General features: G+C 71.8%; 19 protein-coding genes. 17 read left to right on the top strand and 2 right to left on the bottom strand.

The features are described 5' to 3' along the window. Nucleotides 1-98 precede the first annotated feature (98 nt). A complete protein-coding gene (locus ABT123_RS35135) occupies nucleotides 99-1,073 on the top strand; it encodes an NAD(P)-dependent alcohol dehydrogenase (RefSeq protein ID WP_351322224.1) in 975 nt (324 codons plus the stop codon). On the opposite strand, the gene ABT123_RS35130 is transcribed toward ABT123_RS35135, so the two are convergent. Together ABT123_RS35130 and ABT123_RS35125 are read right to left on the bottom strand one after the other, a co-directional pair. Beyond that, the gene (locus tag ABT123_RS35130; RefSeq protein ID WP_351322223.1) at nucleotides 1,067-1,546 is read right to left on the bottom strand and encodes a hypothetical protein; all 480 of its coding nucleotides are present in this window, start codon (nucleotides 1,544-1,546) and stop codon (nucleotides 1,067-1,069) included. The two genes, ABT123_RS35135 and ABT123_RS35130, sit on opposite strands and share 7 nt — an antisense overlap. Before the next feature lie 98 nt (nucleotides 1,547-1,644). Further along, nucleotides 1,645-2,133: a phosphate-starvation-inducible PsiE family protein gene (locus ABT123_RS35125; protein ID WP_351322221.1), complete on the bottom strand. Its 489-nt coding sequence runs from the start codon at nucleotides 2,131-2,133 to the stop codon at nucleotides 1,645-1,647. A gap of 182 nt (nucleotides 2,134-2,315) precedes the next feature. Here ABT123_RS35125 and ABT123_RS35120 point away from each other — a divergent pair, with 182 nt between their 5' ends. The 16 genes from ABT123_RS35120 to ABT123_RS35050 all read left to right on the top strand — a co-directional run bounded on the left by ABT123_RS35120 (nucleotide 2,316) and on the right by ABT123_RS35050 (nucleotide 18,341). Next, on the top strand, nucleotides 2,316-4,097 hold the full coding sequence (locus ABT123_RS35120) for an enoyl-CoA hydratase-related protein (RefSeq protein WP_351322219.1): 1,782 nt from the start codon (nucleotides 2,316-2,318) through the stop codon (nucleotides 4,095-4,097). A 54-nt stretch (nucleotides 4,098-4,151) separates the two neighbouring features. Further along, nucleotides 4,152-5,249, top strand: coding sequence for an NADH-quinone oxidoreductase subunit B family protein (locus tag ABT123_RS35115; RefSeq protein WP_351322217.1), 1,098 nt, complete (start codon nucleotides 4,152-4,154; stop codon nucleotides 5,247-5,249). A gap of 61 nt (nucleotides 5,250-5,310) precedes the next feature. After that, entirely contained in the window at nucleotides 5,311-7,095 is a 1,785-nt protein-coding gene (locus tag ABT123_RS35110) for a nickel-dependent hydrogenase large subunit (RefSeq protein ID WP_351322215.1), read from the top strand. Next, nucleotides 7,092-7,676, top strand: a complete 585-nt coding sequence (locus tag ABT123_RS35105) for a NifU-related iron-sulfur-binding protein (protein WP_351322214.1) — start codon at nucleotides 7,092-7,094, stop codon at nucleotides 7,674-7,676. The genes ABT123_RS35110 and ABT123_RS35105 overlap by 4 nt, the downstream gene beginning before the upstream one ends. A gap of 65 nt (nucleotides 7,677-7,741) precedes the next feature. Continuing rightward, the gene (locus ABT123_RS35100) at nucleotides 7,742-8,353 is read left to right on the top strand and encodes a DUF5947 family protein (RefSeq protein ID WP_351322225.1); all 612 of its coding nucleotides are present in this window, start codon (nucleotides 7,742-7,744) and stop codon (nucleotides 8,351-8,353) included. Then, a complete protein-coding gene (locus tag ABT123_RS35095) occupies nucleotides 8,350-9,087 on the top strand; it encodes a DUF6084 family protein (RefSeq protein ID WP_351322212.1) in 738 nt (245 codons plus the stop codon). The genes ABT123_RS35100 and ABT123_RS35095 overlap by 4 nt, the downstream gene beginning before the upstream one ends. Further along, on the top strand, nucleotides 9,084-10,514 hold the full coding sequence (locus ABT123_RS35090) for a hypothetical protein (RefSeq protein ID WP_351322210.1): 1,431 nt from the start codon (nucleotides 9,084-9,086) through the stop codon (nucleotides 10,512-10,514). The genes ABT123_RS35095 and ABT123_RS35090 overlap by 4 nt, the downstream gene beginning before the upstream one ends. Beyond that, the gene (locus tag ABT123_RS35085) at nucleotides 10,511-11,071 is read left to right on the top strand and encodes a hydrogenase maturation protease (protein WP_351322208.1); all 561 of its coding nucleotides are present in this window, start codon (nucleotides 10,511-10,513) and stop codon (nucleotides 11,069-11,071) included. The genes ABT123_RS35090 and ABT123_RS35085 overlap by 4 nt, the downstream gene beginning before the upstream one ends. Before the next feature lie 12 nt (nucleotides 11,072-11,083). Further along, nucleotides 11,084-11,200, top strand: a complete 117-nt coding sequence (locus tag ABT123_RS36825; protein WP_502971157.1) for a DUF6893 family small protein — start codon at nucleotides 11,084-11,086, stop codon at nucleotides 11,198-11,200. A 134-nt stretch (nucleotides 11,201-11,334) separates the two neighbouring features. Continuing rightward, nucleotides 11,335-11,730 (top strand): hydrogenase maturation nickel metallochaperone HypA/HybF, encoded by a 396-nt coding sequence (locus ABT123_RS35080; RefSeq protein WP_351322206.1) that lies wholly within the window; start codon nucleotides 11,335-11,337, stop codon nucleotides 11,728-11,730. Nucleotides 11,731-11,733: 3 nt separating this feature from the next. Next, nucleotides 11,734-12,546: a hydrogenase nickel incorporation protein HypB gene (gene hypB / locus ABT123_RS35075; protein WP_351322204.1), complete on the top strand. Its 813-nt coding sequence runs from the start codon at nucleotides 11,734-11,736 to the stop codon at nucleotides 12,544-12,546. Next, nucleotides 12,543-14,915 carry a carbamoyltransferase HypF gene (gene hypF, locus ABT123_RS35070; RefSeq protein WP_351322202.1) on the top strand — a complete coding sequence of 791 codons (2,373 nt, stop codon included), beginning with the start codon at nucleotides 12,543-12,545 and terminating at the stop codon, nucleotides 14,913-14,915. The genes hypB and hypF overlap by 4 nt, the downstream gene beginning before the upstream one ends. A gap of 21 nt (nucleotides 14,916-14,936) precedes the next feature. Next, entirely contained in the window at nucleotides 14,937-15,275 is a 339-nt protein-coding gene (locus tag ABT123_RS35065) for a HypC/HybG/HupF family hydrogenase formation chaperone (protein WP_351322200.1), read from the top strand. After that, nucleotides 15,272-16,423, top strand: a complete 1,152-nt coding sequence (gene hypD, locus ABT123_RS35060; RefSeq protein ID WP_351322198.1) for a hydrogenase formation protein HypD — start codon at nucleotides 15,272-15,274, stop codon at nucleotides 16,421-16,423. Before ABT123_RS35065 ends, hypD begins: the two co-directional genes overlap by 4 nt. Then, on the top strand, nucleotides 16,416-17,489 hold the full coding sequence (gene hypE, locus ABT123_RS35055) for a hydrogenase expression/formation protein HypE (protein ID WP_351322196.1): 1,074 nt from the start codon (nucleotides 16,416-16,418) through the stop codon (nucleotides 17,487-17,489). Before hypD ends, hypE begins: the two co-directional genes overlap by 8 nt. A 471-nt stretch (nucleotides 17,490-17,960) precedes the next feature. Further along, the gene (locus ABT123_RS35050) at nucleotides 17,961-18,341 is read left to right on the top strand and encodes a hypothetical protein (protein ID WP_351322194.1); all 381 of its coding nucleotides are present in this window, start codon (nucleotides 17,961-17,963) and stop codon (nucleotides 18,339-18,341) included. Nucleotides 18,342-18,539: the final 198 nt, after the last annotated feature.

The following is an 18,539-nucleotide window of genomic DNA, read 5'->3' as shown; positions in this document are numbered from 1 at the left end:
TCCAACGGCGTCACAGTGACAGCCATACCCGGGACCCCTGGGCCCCACCGATCTTACGAATGACCAGTTCAGGCCCACATCAAGAAAGGTAGGACACCGTGAAGGCGATCGTGCAGGACGTGTACGGTTCCGCGGACGTACTCCGGCTCGCGGAGGTCGACAGGCCCGCACCCGGCGACGACGAGGTCCTCGTCCGTGTGCATGCAGCCGGAGTGGACGCCGGAGTCTGGCACCTCATGACGGGCCTGCCCCGCCTGCTCCGGCTGGCCTACGGACTGCGCAGGCCCCGCCGCCGCATCCCCGGCATGGACCTCGCCGGTCGGGTCGAGGCGGTCGGCCGCAATGTCACCCGGTTCCGGCCGGGCGACGAGGTGTACGGGATCGGCCGCGGCACCTTCGCCGAGTACGCCTGCGCCCCCGAGCGCAAACTCGCACCGAAACCCGCCAACCTCACTTTCGAACAGGCCGCGGCGGTCCCGGCATCCGGCCTCACCGCCCTCCAGGCCCTGCGGGACCAGGGGCGGGTGCGCTCCGGCCAGCAGGCCCTGGTCATCGGCGCCGCAGGGGGAGTGGGCACGTACACGGTGCAGCTGGCCCGGGCGTTCGGCGCCGAGGTCACCGGCGTGTGCAGTACGGGCAAGACCGAGCTGGTCCGCTCGATCGGCGCGGACCACGTGGTCGACTACACCCGCGAGGACATCACGGACGGCACGCGCCGCTACGACCTCATCCTCGACATCGCGGGGAACCGCTCCCTGTCCCGCCTGCGGCGGATCCTCACCCCCACGGGCACGCTGGTCCTCGTCGGCGGGGACGGCGGGCCGTGGCTGGGCGGCACCGATCGCCTGCTCCGGGCCCAGCTGCTGTCCGTGGTCGTCCGCCAGCGGCTGCGGGTGCTGGTCTCGGCGGAGCGCCACGAGGACCTGCTGGTCCTGACCGGGCTCATCGAGGCCGGCCGGGTGACGCCGGTCGTCGACCGGACGTACCCGCTGGCCGAGGCTCCCGACGCCATCCGCCGGCTGGCGGCCCGCCAGGCCCGCGGCAAGGTGGTCGTCACCGTCCCCCGTCAGTAGTCGAGCGAGTACGTGACGTCCTTCGGGACCGGCGCGGGCGCGGTGTCGGTGTAGAGCAGCCGGATCGTGGTGAAGCGCTGGATCTCGGGGTGCTCGGGCCAGGGCCTCGGGTTGGCCAGTGTCACCGTAACCGGGTAGGGGCGGAAGCGGCCTGCCGCGCAGTAGGGGCGGCAGTCGTTCACCATGTCGGTGCCGACGGCCGTCGCGGTCCGTGGCCCCCAGTTCTCCCAGCGGAGCCGGACCAGCTGGTTGTTGCCGTCTCCGCAGGCCAGCAGGTACTCCTTGGGGCGCACCTGGGGTTGGGAGAAGCAGTCCACGACCACGAGCGGAGCCGGTGCGGGCCGGGGCGTCTGTGCGGAGGCCGGTACGGCGCCCGCGGTCAGGGCCGCCGCCGCGCAGAGCAGCGCGGCCTTCCGTACTACGGAAGCGGGCCGGGATATACGCGCGGGCCTGACGTCTCCTGAAGTGTCCACGGGACCCTCCTCGCCGGTCGTGCCACGGCCGACGCTGCGGCCATGCCCAGCTTCCCCTATCCGAAGGAACCCCGCACCCGCTACGCCCGCCGCAGCCCTCACGCGTCCGGCAGCGCCAGCCCGGGACGGGCTTCTTCCGCCAGGGCCCGGCGCCAGATGAACAGGGCCAGCGCCATCACCAGGATCAGCCCCGTCAGGATGACCAGCTCGACGCCCTGCACATTCCACCGGAACGATTGCTCCGACTCCGCGGTCACGATGAGCACCTTGCGGACGCCCGCGATCATGCCGACCACGAGGAAGGGCTCGGCGTTCAGCCGCCGGTTCTGGATGGTCAGGCGCACCGTGTGCAGGAGCTCGGCCACGATGAACAGCACCAGGCTGCTGTCCAGCGCCGTCAGCACGATCGCCTGCTCCTCGTACGGCCCCCTGATGGCGCTCACGACATCGCTGACGACCCCGAACGCCAATAGCGCGGCCAGCAGCACCAGGAACGTCGCGACGACCAGGTGGATGGAATCCTCGGCCAGTTGCAGGGCGCTCTGCACCCGGGGTCCCCGGATCTTGTCGGACAGTGCGGCGGCCATGCGCGCCATGCTAGAGCCGCCGTGCGGGCGGGGAGCCGAAGCAGCGCCGGGCTGCGTCCGTCTGCCCGGCGTTCGTGTGACGCGACCGCCCGGGGTCGGCCGCATTCGCGACCGCGTGCCGCAGAATCGCAAGCGGCCGGAGCGAGTCCTTCCGGCCGCCGCCGGCGCGCAGAGGGGTTGCCATGCACATCCTGCTTGTCGCAAGCGCCTTCAACAGCCTCACCCAGCGCGTCCACGCCGAACTGCGCGACCACGGACACAGCCTGATGGTGCGTCTCGCGCACGACGAAGCATCCATCCGGGACGCCGTCACCCGGTGCGCACCTGACCTCGTCCTGGCACCGATGCTGAAGCGGGCCATCCCCCGGGACGTATGGACCGCCCACACCTGCCTCGTCGTCCATCCCGGACCGGTGGGCGACCGCGGGCCGTCCTCGCTCGACTGGGCGATCCACCGGAACGAGACCCGCTGGGGCGTCACCGTCCTGCAGGCCGATGCGGAGATGGACGCGGGTGACGTATGGGCGTCGGCGGCCTGCACGGTCCCGCCCGTGGGCAAGAGCGACCTGTACCGCAACGAGGTGTCCGACGCCGCCGTGGCCGCCGTGCTCACGGCCGTGGAGCGGTTCGCCTCCGGGACGTACGCCCCGCGCCCGCAGAGCGGCGCGGGCGCCGACGGCACCGCCCGGACCAGACCGTACTTCGCCCAGGAGCTCCGGCGCATCGACTGGGCAGCGGACTCCACCGAAACCGTGGTGCGCAAACTGCGCGCCGCCGACTCCCGGCCCGGGGTGCTCGACGAGCTGCTCGGCGGCGAGTGGTTCCTGCACGGAGGGCATCCGGAGGACGAACTCACCGGCCGCCCGGGGGAGCTGCTGGCCACCAGGAACGGGGCGGTCTGCCGGGCAACCGCCGACGGCGCCGTGTGGATCCCCGAGATGCGGGCCCGGCGAACGCCCGGAGGCCCCGCCACCGTCAAGCTCCCGGCCGTCCTGGCGCTCGGCACCCGACCGGGCCTGCTGCCCGCCCTGCCCGCCCTGCCCGCCCTGCGCGAACACCCGGCGCCCGTGGACGACTCTGCACGCCACGGCCGCACCTGGGCCGATATCCGCTATCGGGAGGAGGGCCGGGCGGGCTTCCTCTCCTTCTCCTTCCCCGGCGGCGCCATGAGCACCTCGCACTGCCGCCGCCTGCTGGACGCCTACCGGGCGGCCTGCTCCCGGCCCACCTCGGTCCTGGTGCTCGGCGGCAGCAGGGACTTCTTCTCCAACGGGATCCACCTCAACGTCATCGAGGCGGCCGAGGACCCGGGAGCGGAGTCCTGGGCCAACATCAACGCCATGGACGACCTCGTCGAGGCCGTCCTGACGACCACCGACCGGATGGTGGTCGCCGCCGTGGGCGGCAACGCAGCCGCCGGCGGGGTGATGCTGGCCCTGGCAGCGGACGAGGTGTGGTGCAGATCGGGGGCGGTCCTCAATCCGCACTACCGCCTGATGGGCCTGTACGGCTCGGAGTACTGGACCTACAGCCTCCCCCGCCGGGTCGGCCCCGCCGCGGCCGAGCGGCTCACCCGGGAGGCCCTGCCGGTGAGCGCCGCGGCCGGGCAGCGGCTCGGCCTGGTGGACCGGACGCTGGCCTGCCCGCCGGAGGACTTCCCCGGGGAGGTCCGCCGGCTCGCCACCCGACTGGCCGCATCGCCCGCCACCCAGGCGAGGATCGCCGCCAAGAAGGGGGAGCGGGAGCGGCAGGAGGCGGACCGGCCGCTGGCCGCCCACCGGGAGGAGGAACTGGCCCGGATGCACCGCACCTTCTTCGACCCGGACGCCCCCTACCACGCGCTGCGCCGGGCCTTCGTACGCAAGGAACCCCCGGACGGAACGCCGCCGCACATCGGCGAGACGGTGCCCGGACGGCGGGGGAGCGTGCTGTCGCGGGGTGACCGGCCGCCTGCTATCAAGTAGTGCGAAGCACGATAAGCGGTATTTCGTTGGATTCCTCCCCTAGGAGGCTGCGCGATGGCTGCAGCGACGCCGACCACCACCACCACGACCGAGACCTCCGGTGCCGCTGCGGCACCGGGTGGGGACGAGGCCCCGATCCACATCCTCTGGATCAATGCGGGGCTGAGCTGCGACGGCGACTCGGTGGCCCTGACCGCCGCGATGCAGCCGAGCATCGAGGAGATCGTGCAAGGCGTACTGCCGGGCCTGCCGAAGATCGCCGTCCACTGGCCCCTGATCGACTTCGAGTGCGGGCCGGTGGGCGGCGCGGACACGTTCATCGAATGGTTCTTCAAGGGCGAGCGCGGCGAGATCGACCCCTTCGTCCTGGTCGTCGAGGGATCCATCCCCAACGAGTCCATCAAACCCGAGGGTTACTGGTGCGGGTTCGGGGACGACCCCGAGACCGGCCAGCCCATCACGACCAGCGAGTGGATCGACCGGCTGGCCCCCAACGCGCTCGCCGTGGTCGCGATCGGAACCTGCGCCACCTACGGCGGGATCCACGCCATGTCCGGCAACCCCACCGGCGCCATGGGCGTGCCCGACTACCTGGGCTGGGACTGGAAGTCCAAGGCCGGCATCCCCATCGTGTGCGTCCCCGGCTGCCCGATCCAGCCCGACAACTTCTCCGAGACGCTGACCTACCTGCTCTACCAGGCCGCCGGATCCGCCCCGATGATCCCCCTGGACGACAAGCTCCGTCCGACCTGGCTCTTCGGGGCCACGGTGCACGAGGGATGCGACCGCGCCGGGTACTACGAGCAGGGCCAGTTCGCCACCACGTACGACTCGCCCCAATGCCTGGTCAAACTCGGCTGCTGGGGCCCCGTCGTCAAGTGCAACGTGCCCAAGCGGGGCTGGATGAACGGCATCGGCGGCTGTCCGAACGTCGGCGGCATCTGCATCGCCTGCACGATGCCCGGCTTCCCCGACAAGTTCATGCCGTTCATGGACGAACCCGCCGGCGCCAAGGTCTCCAGCAAAGCCAGCGGCGCGTACGGAGCCGTGGTCCGCAGGCTCCGCGAGATCACGATCCGGACCGTGGACAAGGAGCCGAAGTGGCGCCACACGGGCGAACGACTGACCACCGGCTACCGGCCGCCCTGGTGACCCGACCGGCCTCCCTCCCGCGTGACCCAGTGAAGACCTGAAGAAGGGCGCAGCACACACGATGGCAACACCGAAGACGAAGCCCGGCGACGGCAGTGGTCTGGTGGAGATGGCCTGGGATCCGATCACCCGGATCGTGGGCAGTCTCGGCATCCACACGAAGATCGACTTCAAGCAGAAGCGCGTGGCGGAGTGCTACAGCACCTCCTCCGTCTTCCGCGGCTACAGCGTCTTCATGCGCGGCAAGGACCCCCGTGACGCGCACTTCATCACCAGCCGCATCTGCGGAATCTGCGGCGACAACCACGCCACCTGCTCGGTGTACGCGCAGAATATGGCCTACGGAGTGAAGCCTCCGCACCTCGCCGAGTGGATCATCAACCTCGGCGAGTCCGCGGAGTACATGTTCGACCACAACATCTTCCAGGAGAACCTGGTCGGGGTCGACTACTGCGAGAAGATGGTCCGCGAGACCAACCCCGGAGTCCTGGAGCTCGCCGAACGCACCGAGGCCCCGCACGCCGGCGAGCACGGATACCGCACCATCGCCGACATCATGCGCTCCCTCAACCCCATCGAGGGCGAGTTCTACCGCGAAGCCCTCCAGGTCAGCCGCTACACCCGGGAGATGTTCTGCCTGATGGAGGGCCGCCATGTGCACCCCTCCACGCTCTACCCGGGCGGCGTCGGGACCATCGCCTCCGTACAGCTGTTCACCGACTACATGAGCCGCCTCATGCGGTACGTGGAGTTCATGAAGCGCGTCGTCCCGCTCCACGACGACCTCTTCGACTTCTTCTACGAAGCCCTGCCCGGCTACGAGGAGGTCGGCCGCCGGCGCGTCCTGCTCGGCTGCTGGGGCGCGCTCAACGACCCGGAGCACTGCGACTTCACCTACGCCAACATGACCGACTGGGGACGGAAGATGTTCGTCACCCCGGGCGTCATCGTGGACGGCAAACTGGTCACCAACGACCTCACCGAGATCAACCTCGGCATCAGGATCCTGCTCGGCAGCTCCTACTACGAGGACTGGGAGGGCCAGGAGCAGTTCGTCACCCGCGACCCGCTCGGCAACCCCGTCGATCCGCGCCACCCGTGGAACCAGCACACCATCCCGGCCCCGCAGAAGCGGAACTTCGACGACAAGTACAGCTGGGTGATGTCCCCCCGCTGGTTCGACGGCAAGGACCACCTCGCCCTCGACACCGGCGGCGGCCCCATCGCCCGCCTGTGGTCCACCGCCCTGTCCGGTCTCGTCGACGTCGGCTACGTCAAGGCCACCGGCCACAGCGTGGTCATCACCCTGCCGCGCACCATGACCAAGCCCGAGACCCGCTTCGAGTGGAAGATCCCGCGCTGGAGCAACGCACTGGAACGCAACCGCGCCCGTACCTACTTCCAGGCGTACGCCGCGGCCATCGCCCTGCACTGCGCAGAGAAGGGCCTGGAGGAGGTCCGCGCCGGACGCACCCAGACCTGGGAGAAGTTCGAGGTGCCGGACGAGTCCATCGGCGTCGGCTTCACCGAGGCCGTACGCGGCGTGCTCTCCCACCACATGGTCATCCGGGACGGCAAGATCGCCAACTACCACCCCTACCCGCCGACCCCGTGGAACGCCAGCACCCGCGACACCTTCGGCACCCCCGGCCCGTACGAGGACGCCGTACAGAACACCCCCATCTTCGAGGAGAACACCCCGGAGAACTTCAAGGGCATCGACATCATGCGCGCCGTGCGCAGCTTCGATCCCTGCCTGCCCTGCGGGGTCCACATGTACGTGGGCGGGGGCAAGACCGTGCAGAAGATGCACGTGCCGACCGGCCTGAGCGGCCTGGCCGGATGAGCGCCCCGATCGCCCCGACCGCCCCGATCGCCCCGACCGCGGAGCAGGCCGGCCGGCGCGTCGAGGAGATCCTCGACCGCCTGGCCGCTGCCGGAGACCACCGGGCGGCGGCCTCGGCCGAGGAACTCGTCCGGGTGCTGATGGACTTCTACGGCGCCGGACTGGCCCGGATCGTCGAAGTGCTGGAAGCCCCGGCGGGGGACCACCACCGCGCGCTCTCCCGGCTGCTCGACGACGAACTCGTCTCCGGCCTGCTGGTCCTGCACGACCTGCACCCCGAGGACACCGCCACCCGGATCGCCCGCGCCCTGGACGGCGGCCGGTACCCCGTGGAGGTCGTGGAGTTCGACGCCGCGACCGGCACCCTGCGGCTGCGCTCCGCCGAGCAGCCGGCCGCAGGCGGGGCCGGGGGCGGGGGCTGTGGCTGTCCGAGCACCGGCGAAACGGTCCGGCAGGCCGTCGAAGCCGCCGTGGCGGGCTTCGCCCCGGAGGTGAGCCGGGTGGAGCTGGAACAGCCCGCCGCCTCCCCCCGGCAGCCGGCCCTGCTCCAGATCGGCACTCGGCCGGTGACGGCTTCGTGAGTACGCACCAGGCGGCGCGGCAGCGCCCGGCAGCCGCCGGCAGTGCTGCCGCCGGCGCCACCGGGCTGCGCCGGTTCACCGCACAGCGACCACCGGAGCAGCAGCGGTGCGAACTGTGCGGCAGACCGGTCGCCGACGACGACCACCGGCATCTGGTGGACACCGAGCAGCGCGCACTGGCCTGCGCCTGCACCCCCTGCGCCCTGCTGTTCAGCCGGCCCGGCGCCGCGGGCGGCCGGTTCCGTACCGTCCCGGACCGCTACCTGTCCGACCCGGCCCACACCCTCGACGACACCGCCTGGGAACTGCTGCAGATTCCGGTCGGCGTCGCCTTCTTCTTCCGCAACGCCGCCCTCGACCGGCTGGTCGCCCTCTACCCCAGCCCGGCCGGCGCCACCGAGAGCGAACTCGACCCGTCGACCTGGCAGACCGTACTCGGCGGCAGCCGGCTTGCCCGGCTGCTCGAACCGGACGTGGAGGCCCTGCTGCTGCACCGCGAGCACGGCAGCACCGAATGCCACCTCGTCCCGGTCGACGTCTGCTACGAGCTGGTGGGCCGGATGCGCCTGCTGTGGCAGGGGTTCGACGGCGGAGCGGAGGCCCGGGCCGCGCTGGCCGAGTTCTTCGCCCAGGTCCGGCAACGGGCCCGGGCCGCAGGGGAGGCGGAGCCGTCATGACCGAACTCGCCTTCACCTGCACCGGCGTACGCGCCGACCCCTACGCCGCCGGGCCCACCCTGGTCTTCCGGCTGCGCATCACGGCAACATCGAAGGAACCGCAGGAACCGCAGGAGCCCGTCCACGCCCTCGCGCTGCGCTGCCAGATCCGGATCGAGCCGGCCCGGCGGGGCTACGAGGACCGGGAGGCGGCCGGACTGGCCGACCTCTTCGGCGAACGCTCACGCTGGGGCACCACGCTCCAGCCCGTGCAGTTCGCGCAGGTCCCTCTGATGGTCCCCGGCTTCAGCGGCGAGACCGAGACCGACCTCGTGGTGCCCTGCACCTACGACATGGACATCGCGGCGACCCGCTACTTCGCCGCCCTCGAGGGCGGCGAGGCACCCCTGCTGATGCTGTTCTCCGGCACGGCGTTCACCGGAGCCGGAGGCTTCCGCGTGCACCCCGTGCCCTGGGACCGGGAGGCGACCTGCCGACTGCCGGTCGAGGTGTGGCGGGAGATGATCGAACAGCACTTCCCCGGCTGCGGCTGGATCCGGCTGCCCCGCGACACCATGGACGCCCTGCTCGCCTTCCGCTCCCAGCACGCCCTGCCCTCCTGGGAGGCGACCCTGCGCGCGCTGCTGGAGGAGAGCGCCGCGGCGGCTCCCCGCAGCCCCGCCCGCCCGGCCCCCCGTATCCTGCCCGGCTCCGCCGCCGTACCGCCGCGCGTCACCGAGAGGACCGCGACATGACCACCGCCGTGTTCGGCCCCGAGACGGAATCCCGGCTCGCCACCGCCCGGCAGGTGGCCGACGCCGTCCTCTTCGAGGGCTACGTCCTCTACCCCTACCGGGCCTCCGCGGCCAAGAACCGGCTGCGCTGGCAGTTCGGCGTGCTGGTGCCCCCCGCCTGGGGCACCGACCGCGCGGAACACGCCTTCCAGCGCACCGAAGTCCTGATGGAACCCCGGGCGGACGCCACTTTGGCGGCCGAGGTGCGCTTCCTGCACGCCCTGCGGCGCACCGTCCAGCGGGCCCGGCCGGACGGCACCTTCGAGACCGTGCCCGAACTCCACATCCCCGACCGGGTCCTGGTCCCCTGGGACGAGGGGAACGAGGAGCGCATCGAGGTCCTCACCACCGTGGCCGAGCTGACCGGGGACGGGATCGCCGTCCCCTTCACCCGCCCGGCGACGGAGGAGTACGAGCCCGTTCACCACCCCGACGGTCGGCTGGTGGGCCGGCTGGTCCGCCGGGGCGAGGAGGTGACCGGGGTCCTGCGGCTGTCCGCGACCGAACTCGACGGCCCCTACCGGGTGCTGAAACTGACGGCCGTGGTCGAGAACACCAGCACCTGGAGCCCGGCCGACGACGACGGTGATGCCCGCGCCGGGGCCGACCGGGACGCCGTCCTGCCGCACTCCCTGGTCTCCACCCACCTCCTGCTGTGCCTCGGCGCCGGCTCGTTCCTCTCCATGACGGACCCGCCGGAGTGGGCCAAGACGGCCGTCGCCTCCTGCCGGAACCGCCACACCTGGCCCGTCCTGGCGGGCGCCCCCGGCCGCGCCGACCTGATGCTGTCCTCCCCGATCATCCTGGAGGACCACCCGGCCATCGCCCCGGAAAGCCCGGGAGCGCTCTACGACGCCACCGAGATCGACGAGATCCTCGCCCTGCGCACCGCCGCCCTCACCGACCAGGAGAAGCGCGAGGCCCGCGGGACCGATGCCAAGGCGGCTGCCGTGATCGACCTCGCCGACTCGATGCCGCCCGAGGTACTGGAACGGCTGCACGGAGCGGTCCGCGCCCTCCGGGAGATCACCGAACCGGGCAGCACCCCGGCCACCCCCGGCCCTGGCATCTCCCCGCCCGAAACCCCCTGGTGGGACCCCGCCGCCGACGCCGGCCTCGACCCCGCCACCGACCACGTCCTGGTCGACGGCCACCCCGTCGCCGCGGGCAGCCGGGTGCAACTGCGGCCCGGGCTGCGCCGCACCGACGCCCAGGACCTGTTCCTGCACGGCCGCAACGCCCAGGTGGAAGCCGTACTCCACGATGTGGACGGGGGAACGCACCTCGCGGTGACCGTCGAGGGAGATCCCGGCGCCGACATCCGCCGGGAGCAGGGCCGGTACTTGTACTTCCGGCCCGACGAGGTCGCCCTCCCGGAGGACATGTGAAAACCGCAACCAGGACCCTGATCGCCGGTGTCGGCAACATCTTCCTCGGCGACGACGGCTTCGGCGTGGAAGTGGTACGCGCCCTCGCCGCGCACCGACTGCCCGCCGACGTCGAGGCCGTGGACATCGGCGTACGCGGCGTACACCTGGCGTACCAGCTGCTCGACGGCTACGACACGCTCATCCTGATCGACGCCACCGCCCGCGGCGGCGCCCCCGGCACCCTGTACCTGATCGAAGCCGGCACGCCCGGCGGCATCGAACCCTCGGGCGCCGTGCTCGACGGCCACCACATGTCACCCGACGCCGTACTGGCGCTGCTGGACACGCTGTGCGCCGGCACCGGATCGACCCCACCGCGGCGCACGCTCGTGGTGGGCTGCGAGCCCGCCTCGCTCGAGGAGGGCGTGGGACTCGGCCCCGAGGTCGCCGCCGCCGTGCCCGAAGCGGTGCGATGGGTCCTCGACCTGGTCCACGGCGGCGCACCCGAGGCGTCCGTCCCCGGGTCCGTCCCCGCGTCCGTACCCGGAGCGGCCACCGGTCCGGCCGGGAAGTGAGGAGAGAACGCCATGAAGAAGTCCGCTCTCGAAGGTGTCGGCGCCGCCGTCGCCCTTGTTGCTTTCGTCGCGCTGATGAAGCAGGTGATGCCCGACCTCCGGCGCTACCTCCGGATGCGCAGCATGTGAGGCGCCACTGCACCGAACGGCGTACCCGCGCGGCCGGCACCGGCGAGCCACGGAGCCCGCTCCGCCGGCCCGCCGTGTAATGAGGCCCAGCGGACCGGCCGCCCCTCGATCGGCCTCCGCCAGGACGGAGACCGATGCACGAGATGTCCATGGCCATGGCCGTCGTCGGCCAGGTCGAGGAGGCAGCCGCCCGGGCCGGCGGGGTCACCGCCGTCACCTCCGTCCGGCTCCGGGTGGGCGAACTGGCCGGAGTCGTCCCCGACGCGCTGGCGTTCTCCTTCGAACTCGCCTGCGCCGGGACCCTCCTGGAAGGCGCCGACCTGGCCACCGAAACCGTGCCGGGCCGCGCCCGCTGCGGCGCCTGCGCGCACGAGTGGGCGGTCGGCATGCCGCCGCAGCTGTGCTGCCCGGAGTGCGGGGCGCCGACGTCCGAACTCCTCTCGGGCCGCGAGCTGCAGATCGTCAGCGTGCGCTGGGAGGACGGCCGGACCCCCGACCGCACCCGAGAACCGATCTCCGAGGAGCACTGAACCATGTGCCGAGTCGTCGACCTCCACCAGGCGGTACTCGCCAAGAACGACGCCACCGCACACGCGCTGCGCAGCGAACTGGCAGCCCGGGGCACCACGGTGGTCAACCTGCTCTCCAGCCCCGGCAGCGGGAAGACGGCCCTGCTGGAAGGCGAACTGCTCCTCGCACGGCAGCGGGGCGTGCCGGTCGCCGCCCTCACCGCCGACCTCGCCACGGAGAACGACGCCACCCGGCTCGCCCGCTCCGGCGTTCCGGTCAAGCAGGTCCTCACCGACGGACTGTGCCACCTGGAGGCTGGGATGCTGGGCCGCCATCTGGAGGGATGGCTCCCGGCGGACACCCGGCTGCTGTTCGTGGAGAACGTCGGGAACCTCGTCTGCCCCGCCTCCTACGACCTCGGTGAATCCCTGCGGGTCGTCCTGGCCTCGGTCACCGAAGGGGAGGACAAGCCCCTGAAGTACCCCACCGCCTTCGGTCTCGCCCAGCTGGTGGTGGTCACCAAGACCGACATCGCCGAGGCCGTCGGGTTCGACGAGGCGGCGTTCCGCGCGCACGTCGAGCAGGTCAACCCCGGCGTGGAGGTACTGCTGACCTCGGCGCGCCGGGGCGAGGGCACGGGCGGGCTGCTCGACCGCGCGACGGCGGTCGCGGCCGGCGGCCCGGTGCACGAACCGGTCATGGCCCGCCGGCACCACGACGACCACACCCACGAGCACCACAGCCACGCTGACCACGACCATGACCACGTTCGCGGTCATCACGACCACCACGCCCTGGAGCACGTCTCGGCACCCGGCCGCGGGCCCCACGCGTGACCACTCGGCCTCCCGGCACCCTCGCACCCGACACATACCACCGCCGCCGGATCACGGTCCGAGGCGTCGTCCAGGGCGTCGGCTTCCGGCCGTTCCTGCACACCCTCGCCACCGCCATGGACCTCTCCGGGCACGTCACGAACACCGGCGAGGGCGTCGTCGTGGAGGTCGAGGGCGCACCGTCCGCCGTGGCCCTCTTCTGCGACCGGATCGCCGCCGAGGCACCGCCCCTGGCCGTGGTGGAATCCGTCGACCACCGGGAGATCCCCGCCTCCGGCACGACCGGCTTCGCCATCACCGCCTCCCGTACGGAGGGACCTGCCCGCACCCTGGTCTCCCCGGACACGGCCACCTGCGCGGCCTGCCTCGCCGAACTCGCCGACCCCGCCGACCGGCGCCACCGCCACCCCTTCATCACCTGCACCCACTGCGGCCCGCGCTTCACCATCGTCACCGGCCTGCCGTACGACCGCTCCCGGACCACCATGGCCGGCTTCCCGATGTGTCCCGACTGCGCCAGGGAGTACAAAAATCCGGCCGACCGGCGCTTTCACGCACAACCCGTCGCCTGCCACGCCTGCGGCCCCCGTCTCCGGCTGCTCTGCCCGGAGCCGGACGGGCGACCCGTCGAGGTCCGAGACGTGGACCCGGTCGCCGAGGCCCGCAGTCTCCTCTCCGACGGTGCGATCCTCGCCGTCAAGGGCCTGGGCGGCTACCACCTGGCCTGCGACGCCACCCACACCGAATCCGTAGCCCGATTGCGCCGCCGCAAGGCCCGCGGTGACAAACCCTTCGCGCTGATGGCCCGCTCGGTCTCCGACGTCGAACACCTCGTGCACCTCGGCCCGGAGGAACGCGCTTTGCTCACCGGGGGAGCGCGGCCCGTGGTCCTGCTCCGCCGCCGCGCCGCCGCCCCGCCGGGACACCAGGGCCCCATGCCCGCCCGGGCCGTCGCACCGGGCAGCCCCGACCTGGGCGTGATGCTGCCCTACACGCCCCTGCACCATCTGCTCCTCGGCCTCGCCGACGACCCCCCGGGACCCCGCCTGCTGGTCATGACCAGCGGAAACATCGCCGGCGAACCCATCGTCACCGACGATGCCGAGGCACTGGAACGGCTGGCACACCTGGCCGACGCCTGGCTCACCCACGACCGCCCGATCCATGTGCCCTGCGACGACTCCGTGGTGCGGGTGAGCGACGGGGAGCTGATGACCGTACGCCGCGCCCGCGGCTACGCCCCGCTGCCGGTCACCCTGCCGCTCCCCGTCCGTCCCGCCCTGGCCGCCGGCGGGGACCTGAAGAACGCGTTCTGCCTCGCCGAAGGGCGCCGGGCCTGGCTGTCGGCGCACATCGGCGATATGGACGACCTCGCCACGCAGCTGGCCTTCGCACGCGCCGAACGGCATCTGGAGGCGATCACGGGGGTGGCACCGGAGGTCCTGGCCGCCGACCGGCACCCCGGGTACCGCTCCGGGCAGTGGGCCGAACGGCACGCGGCCGGCCGGCCGGTCGTACGGGTCCAGCACCACCACGCCCACATCGCGGCTGCGATGGCCGAACACGGGGCGGACGGCAGTCGGCCGGTGATCGGCGTCGCCTTCGACGGCACCGGCTACGGCGACGACGGGGCGGTGTGGGGCGGGGAGTTCCTGCTCGCGGACTACGCCGGGTACCTCCGGTTCGCCCACCTCGCCTACGTCCCCCTCCCCGGCGGCGACGCCGCCGTACACCGCCCGTACCGCATGGCGCTGGCGCATCTGCGCGCGGCCGGAATCGCCTGGACGGACGACCTGCCCTGCGTGGCGGCCTGCCCGCCGGGCGAACGGCGCGTACTCGCACGGCAGTTGGACGCCGGACTGAACTGCGTACCCACCTCCAGCATGGGCCGGCTGTTCGACGCCGTGTCCTCCCTCGGCGGGGTGTGCCACCGGTCCGGGTACGAGGCACAGGCGGCCATCGAACTGGAGGCCGCGGCACTGACCGCTCCCGGCGCGACCGGCTACGCCTTCGCGATCTCCCCGGCAGGTCCCGCCTCCCGGGACCCGCTGACCGCAGACCCCGCTCCGCTCCTGGCCGCCGCCGTGGCGGACGTACGCGCCGGTACGCCGCCGCCGGTCGTGGCGGCCCGCTTCCACGCCGCGGTCGCCGGCCTCGTTCACCGCATCTGCGTCCTGGCGCGCGAACGGCACGGACCGGACACCGTGGCCCTGACCGGCGGGGTGTTCGCCAACGTCCTGCTCTCCGAGGCCTGCGCCGCCGCACTGCGCCGGGACGGCTTCACGGTGCTGCGCCACCACCGGGTGCCCCCCAACGACGGGGGCCTGGCCCTGGGCCAACTGATGATCGCCGGATCCACCAAGAACTGAGCAGGAAACCGAGGAGCCCCCATGTGCCTGGCGGTACCAGGAAAAGTGCTGGACATCGAGGAACGGGACGGCACCCGCATGGCCACCGTCGACTTCGGCGGCGTGGTCAAGGACGTGTGCCTGGAGTACCTGCCGGACCTCCAGGTCGGTGAATACGCCATCGTCCACGTGGGGTTCGCCCTCCAGCTCCTGGACGAACAGTCGGCGAAGCAGACCCTCGACCTCTTCGCCAACCTCGGGCTGCTGCAGGAGGAGTTCGGCGACCCGTGGGAGGCGGCTGCCGGGACGGGCGGATCGCCGTGGCCCGAGGGTGCCGGGAGTGCCGAGGGCACCGAAGCGCCGCAGGAGGCCAAGCAGTGAAGTACATCGACGAATTCCAGAACCCGGACCTGGCCCGGCGCCTGCTGGACGACATCCACGCGACGGTGACCAGGCCGTGGGCCCTGATGGAGGTGTGCGGGGGGCAGACCCACACGATCATCCGGCACGGCATCGACCAACTGCTGCCGGATGCCGTGGAATTGATCCACGGACCGGGCTGCCCGGTGTGCGTCACCCCGCTGGAACTCATCGACAAGGCCCTGGAGATCGCCTCGCGACCCGAGGTGATCTTCTGCTCCTTCGGCGACATGCTCCGCGTCCCCGGTACCGGGCGGGACCTGTTCCGGGTCCGCGGCGAGGGCGGTGACGTACGGGTGGTCTACTCCCCGCTCGACGCCCTGCGGATCGCCCGGCAGAACCCCGACCGCGAGGTGGTGTTCTTCGGCATCGGCTTCGAAACCACCGCGCCCCCCAACGCAATGACGGTCCATCAGGCCCGCAGGCTCGGCATCCGCAACTTCAGCCTGCTGGTGTCCCACGTCCGGGTCCCCCCGGCGATCGAGGCGATCATGCAGTCCCCCGACTGCCGGGTCCAGGCGTTCCTCGCGGCCGGGCACGTCTGCAGCGTGATGGGCACCGGCGAGTACCCGGAGCTGGCCGACCGCTATCGCGTCCCGGTCGTGGTCACCGGCTTTGAGCCGCTGGACATCCTGGAAGGCGTACGGCGGACCGTACGGCAACTGGAGCGCGGCGAGCACCGGGTGGAGAACGCCTATCCGCGCGCGGTCCGGCCCGAGGGGAATCCCGCCGCCCTCGCCATGCTCCAGGACGTCTTCGAGGTCACCGACCGGGCCTGGCGCGGCATCGGGGTCATCCCGGCCAGCGGCTGGCGGCTGTCCTCCCGCTACCGGGAGTACGACGCCGAACACCGCTTCTCGGTGACCGGCATCAACACCCGGGAGCCCGCCGCCTGCCGCAGCGGTGAGGTACTGCAAGGCCTGCTGAAGCCGAACGAGTGCGAGGCGTTCGGCACCACCTGCACCCCCCGCAATCCGCTCGGGGCCACGATGGTCTCCAGCGAGGGCGCCTGCGCCGCGTACTACCTGTACCGGCGCCTGGAGCCCACCACCGCACCCGTGGAACACCTGGAACCCCTGGCACCTCTGGAGGCGAGCCCCGTTGCCTGAGTCCACCCAGCTCCGCACCCCGGACCTCACGGCATGGTCCTGCCCGGCACCGCTGCGCGACCACCCCAGGGTGGTCATGGGGCACGGCGGTGGCGGCACGCTCTCCGCCGAACTCGTCCAGCACGTCTTCGCTCCGGCCTTCGGCGGCGAGGCGCTCGCCCAACTCGGCGACTCCGCCGCCGTTTCGCTGGGCGGCGCCCGGCTGGCCTTCTCCACCGACTCCTTCGTGGTCCGGCCACTGTTCTTCCCCGGCGGCAGCATCGGCGACCTTGCGGTCAACGGCACCGTGAACGATCTGGCCATGAGCGGCGCCCGCGCCGCCTACCTGTCCGGTGCCTTCATCCTGGAGGAGGGCGTCGAGGTCGAGGTGGTCGCCCGGGTCGCCGAGGCCATGGGTGCCGCGGCGCGCACGGCGGGGGTCGAAGTGGCCACCGGGGACACCAAGGTGGTCGAATCCGGTCACGGGGACGGCATCTTCATCACCACCTCGGGGATCGGGCTCATCCCCGCCGGGGTCGATCTGCGTCCGCAGCGGGTCCGGCCCGGCGACGTGGTGATCGTCAGCGGGGAGATCGGCCTGCACGGGGTTGCGATCATGAGCGTACGGGAGGGGCTGGAATTCGGAGTCGAGATCGAAAGCGACTGCGCGGCACTGGGCGGACTCGTCGAGACCATGCTCGCGGTCACCCCGGACCTCCACGTCCTCCGCGATCCGACCCGAGGCGGCCTGGCCGCCTCGCTCAACGAGATCGCGGCGGCCTCCGGCACCGGCGTGGTGATCCAGGAGCGCTCCGTGCCGATCCCCCCGGCCGTGGCCAACGCATGCGCCATCCTCGGCCTGGACCCGCTGTACGTCGCCAACGAGGGCAAGCTCGTCGCCTTCGTCCCCCGCGAACACGCGGACGCCGTCCTGGACGCCATGCGCGCCCACCCCCTGGGCGCGGCGGCTACGGTGATCGGCGAGGCCGTGGCGGCCCACCCCGGCATGGTGGTCGCCCGTACCGCCCTCGGCGGCACCCGCGTGGTCGACCTCCCGCTCGGCGAACAACTGCCCCGCATCTGCTGACCACGCCCTCTGCTGCCCACCCCTGCCCGGGACCGGCCCCACATGCGGCCTGACGGGTCCGGTGCGATAGTGGTGATCGGGTGGGGGTGTGTCCCGAGGGTGTGCGAGTGAGCGAATCCAAAGGTTCGTTCGCAGATGTCGACATCCCCCGAACCCCCCCGAATCCACCGGACCAACGCTTGACTTTCCGGAACGCCTACCGGCCGGCCGCGGGGACGCACGCGCGATTCTGCGGCCTGCCGAGGGAAGGGGAAGCTCATGAGGAGGAAGATCCTGTCGACCGCGGTGGCAACAGCCGTGGCCTGCAGCGGTTGGACCGCCGTCAGCATGTCGACGGCTGACGCGGCGGTGCGAGCCGTCCCCACCGTCACCTGCATGGTGTCACAAGGCCCTGGTGGCCTCTTCGGGGTGTCGGGCAACGGATACAGGCCGGGCGAACGGATTCGTGTGCAGAACTCGACGGGCTCCACGGTGCGAACGACCACTGCGATCACCGGAGGCTTCTTCGAGGTCACCGGACTGCCCAACGACACCTACCGTGCCGCCGGCAGGAGGTCCGGGACAGCGACCTGCCCCAAGTTCGTGACGGACGAGGAAGCCGACGAGGCAGCCGCGATCAAGTGCACCGTGACCAAGGGACCGGGACAGACCTTCGGCGTGTCCGGCAGGGGATTCCCGGAGGCCGAGACGGTCACCCTGAAGAACTCCCAAGGCGCCACCGTGAACACGACCTTGACCATCAAGGACGGCTTCTTCGAGTTCACCGGGGTACCCAACGACACGTACACCGTCACCTCGAAGTTCGCCAAGGTGACCTGCGCCAAGGCCGCCGTGACCCCTGACGAAGGCTAGGGCGAGGATAGTGAGGGCCGGCCGCTCCCGCGGCCGGCCCTCACTCTTACCCCGAACCTGCCGCACGCCGGCTGAAACACGCCCGCCAGGGTGGCGAATCGCCCATTCGTTGGCGGACTTTGGGGAACTCCACTGTGTTCGTTGTTCGCGTGCGGCATGGTCGGAGGGTCCTGTCGTCCGTTCAGGGCGTTTTCCAGG

This window comes from Streptomyces sp. NPDC002054 (assembly GCF_040296685.1).
Classification (GTDB): Bacteria; Actinomycetota; Actinomycetes; order Streptomycetales; family Streptomycetaceae; genus Streptomyces.
The sequence above is the reverse complement of the archived record's forward strand: the minus strand, read 5'-3'. Positions and strand labels throughout refer to the sequence as shown.

What these genes read in the sequence shown, in the direction of transcription:
- ABT123_RS35125 (WP_351322221.1), bottom strand. Translation starts at nt 2,133, where the DNA reads ATGGCCGCCGCACTGTCCGACAAGATCCGGGGACCCCGGGTGCAGAGC.
- ABT123_RS35120 (WP_351322219.1), top strand. Translation starts at nt 2,316, where the DNA reads ATGCACATCCTGCTTGTCGCAAGCGCCTTCAACAGCCTCACCCAGCGC.
- ABT123_RS35115 (WP_351322217.1), top strand. Translation starts at nt 4,152, where the DNA reads ATGGCTGCAGCGACGCCGACCACCACCACCACGACCGAGACCTCCGGT.
- ABT123_RS35110 (WP_351322215.1), top strand. Translation starts at nt 5,311, where the DNA reads ATGGCAACACCGAAGACGAAGCCCGGCGACGGCAGTGGTCTGGTGGAG.
- ABT123_RS35105 (WP_351322214.1), top strand. Translation starts at nt 7,092, where the DNA reads ATGAGCGCCCCGATCGCCCCGACCGCCCCGATCGCCCCGACCGCGGAG.
- ABT123_RS35095 (WP_351322212.1), top strand. Translation starts at nt 8,350, where the DNA reads ATGACCGAACTCGCCTTCACCTGCACCGGCGTACGCGCCGACCCCTAC.
- ABT123_RS35090 (WP_351322210.1), top strand. Translation starts at nt 9,084, where the DNA reads ATGACCACCGCCGTGTTCGGCCCCGAGACGGAATCCCGGCTCGCCACC.
- ABT123_RS36825 (WP_502971157.1), top strand. Translation starts at nt 11,084, where the DNA reads ATGAAGAAGTCCGCTCTCGAAGGTGTCGGCGCCGCCGTCGCCCTTGTT.
- ABT123_RS35080 (WP_351322206.1), top strand. Translation starts at nt 11,335, where the DNA reads ATGCACGAGATGTCCATGGCCATGGCCGTCGTCGGCCAGGTCGAGGAG.
- hypB (WP_351322204.1), top strand. Translation starts at nt 11,734, where the DNA reads ATGTGCCGAGTCGTCGACCTCCACCAGGCGGTACTCGCCAAGAACGAC.
- ABT123_RS35065 (WP_351322200.1), top strand. Translation starts at nt 14,937, where the DNA reads ATGTGCCTGGCGGTACCAGGAAAAGTGCTGGACATCGAGGAACGGGAC.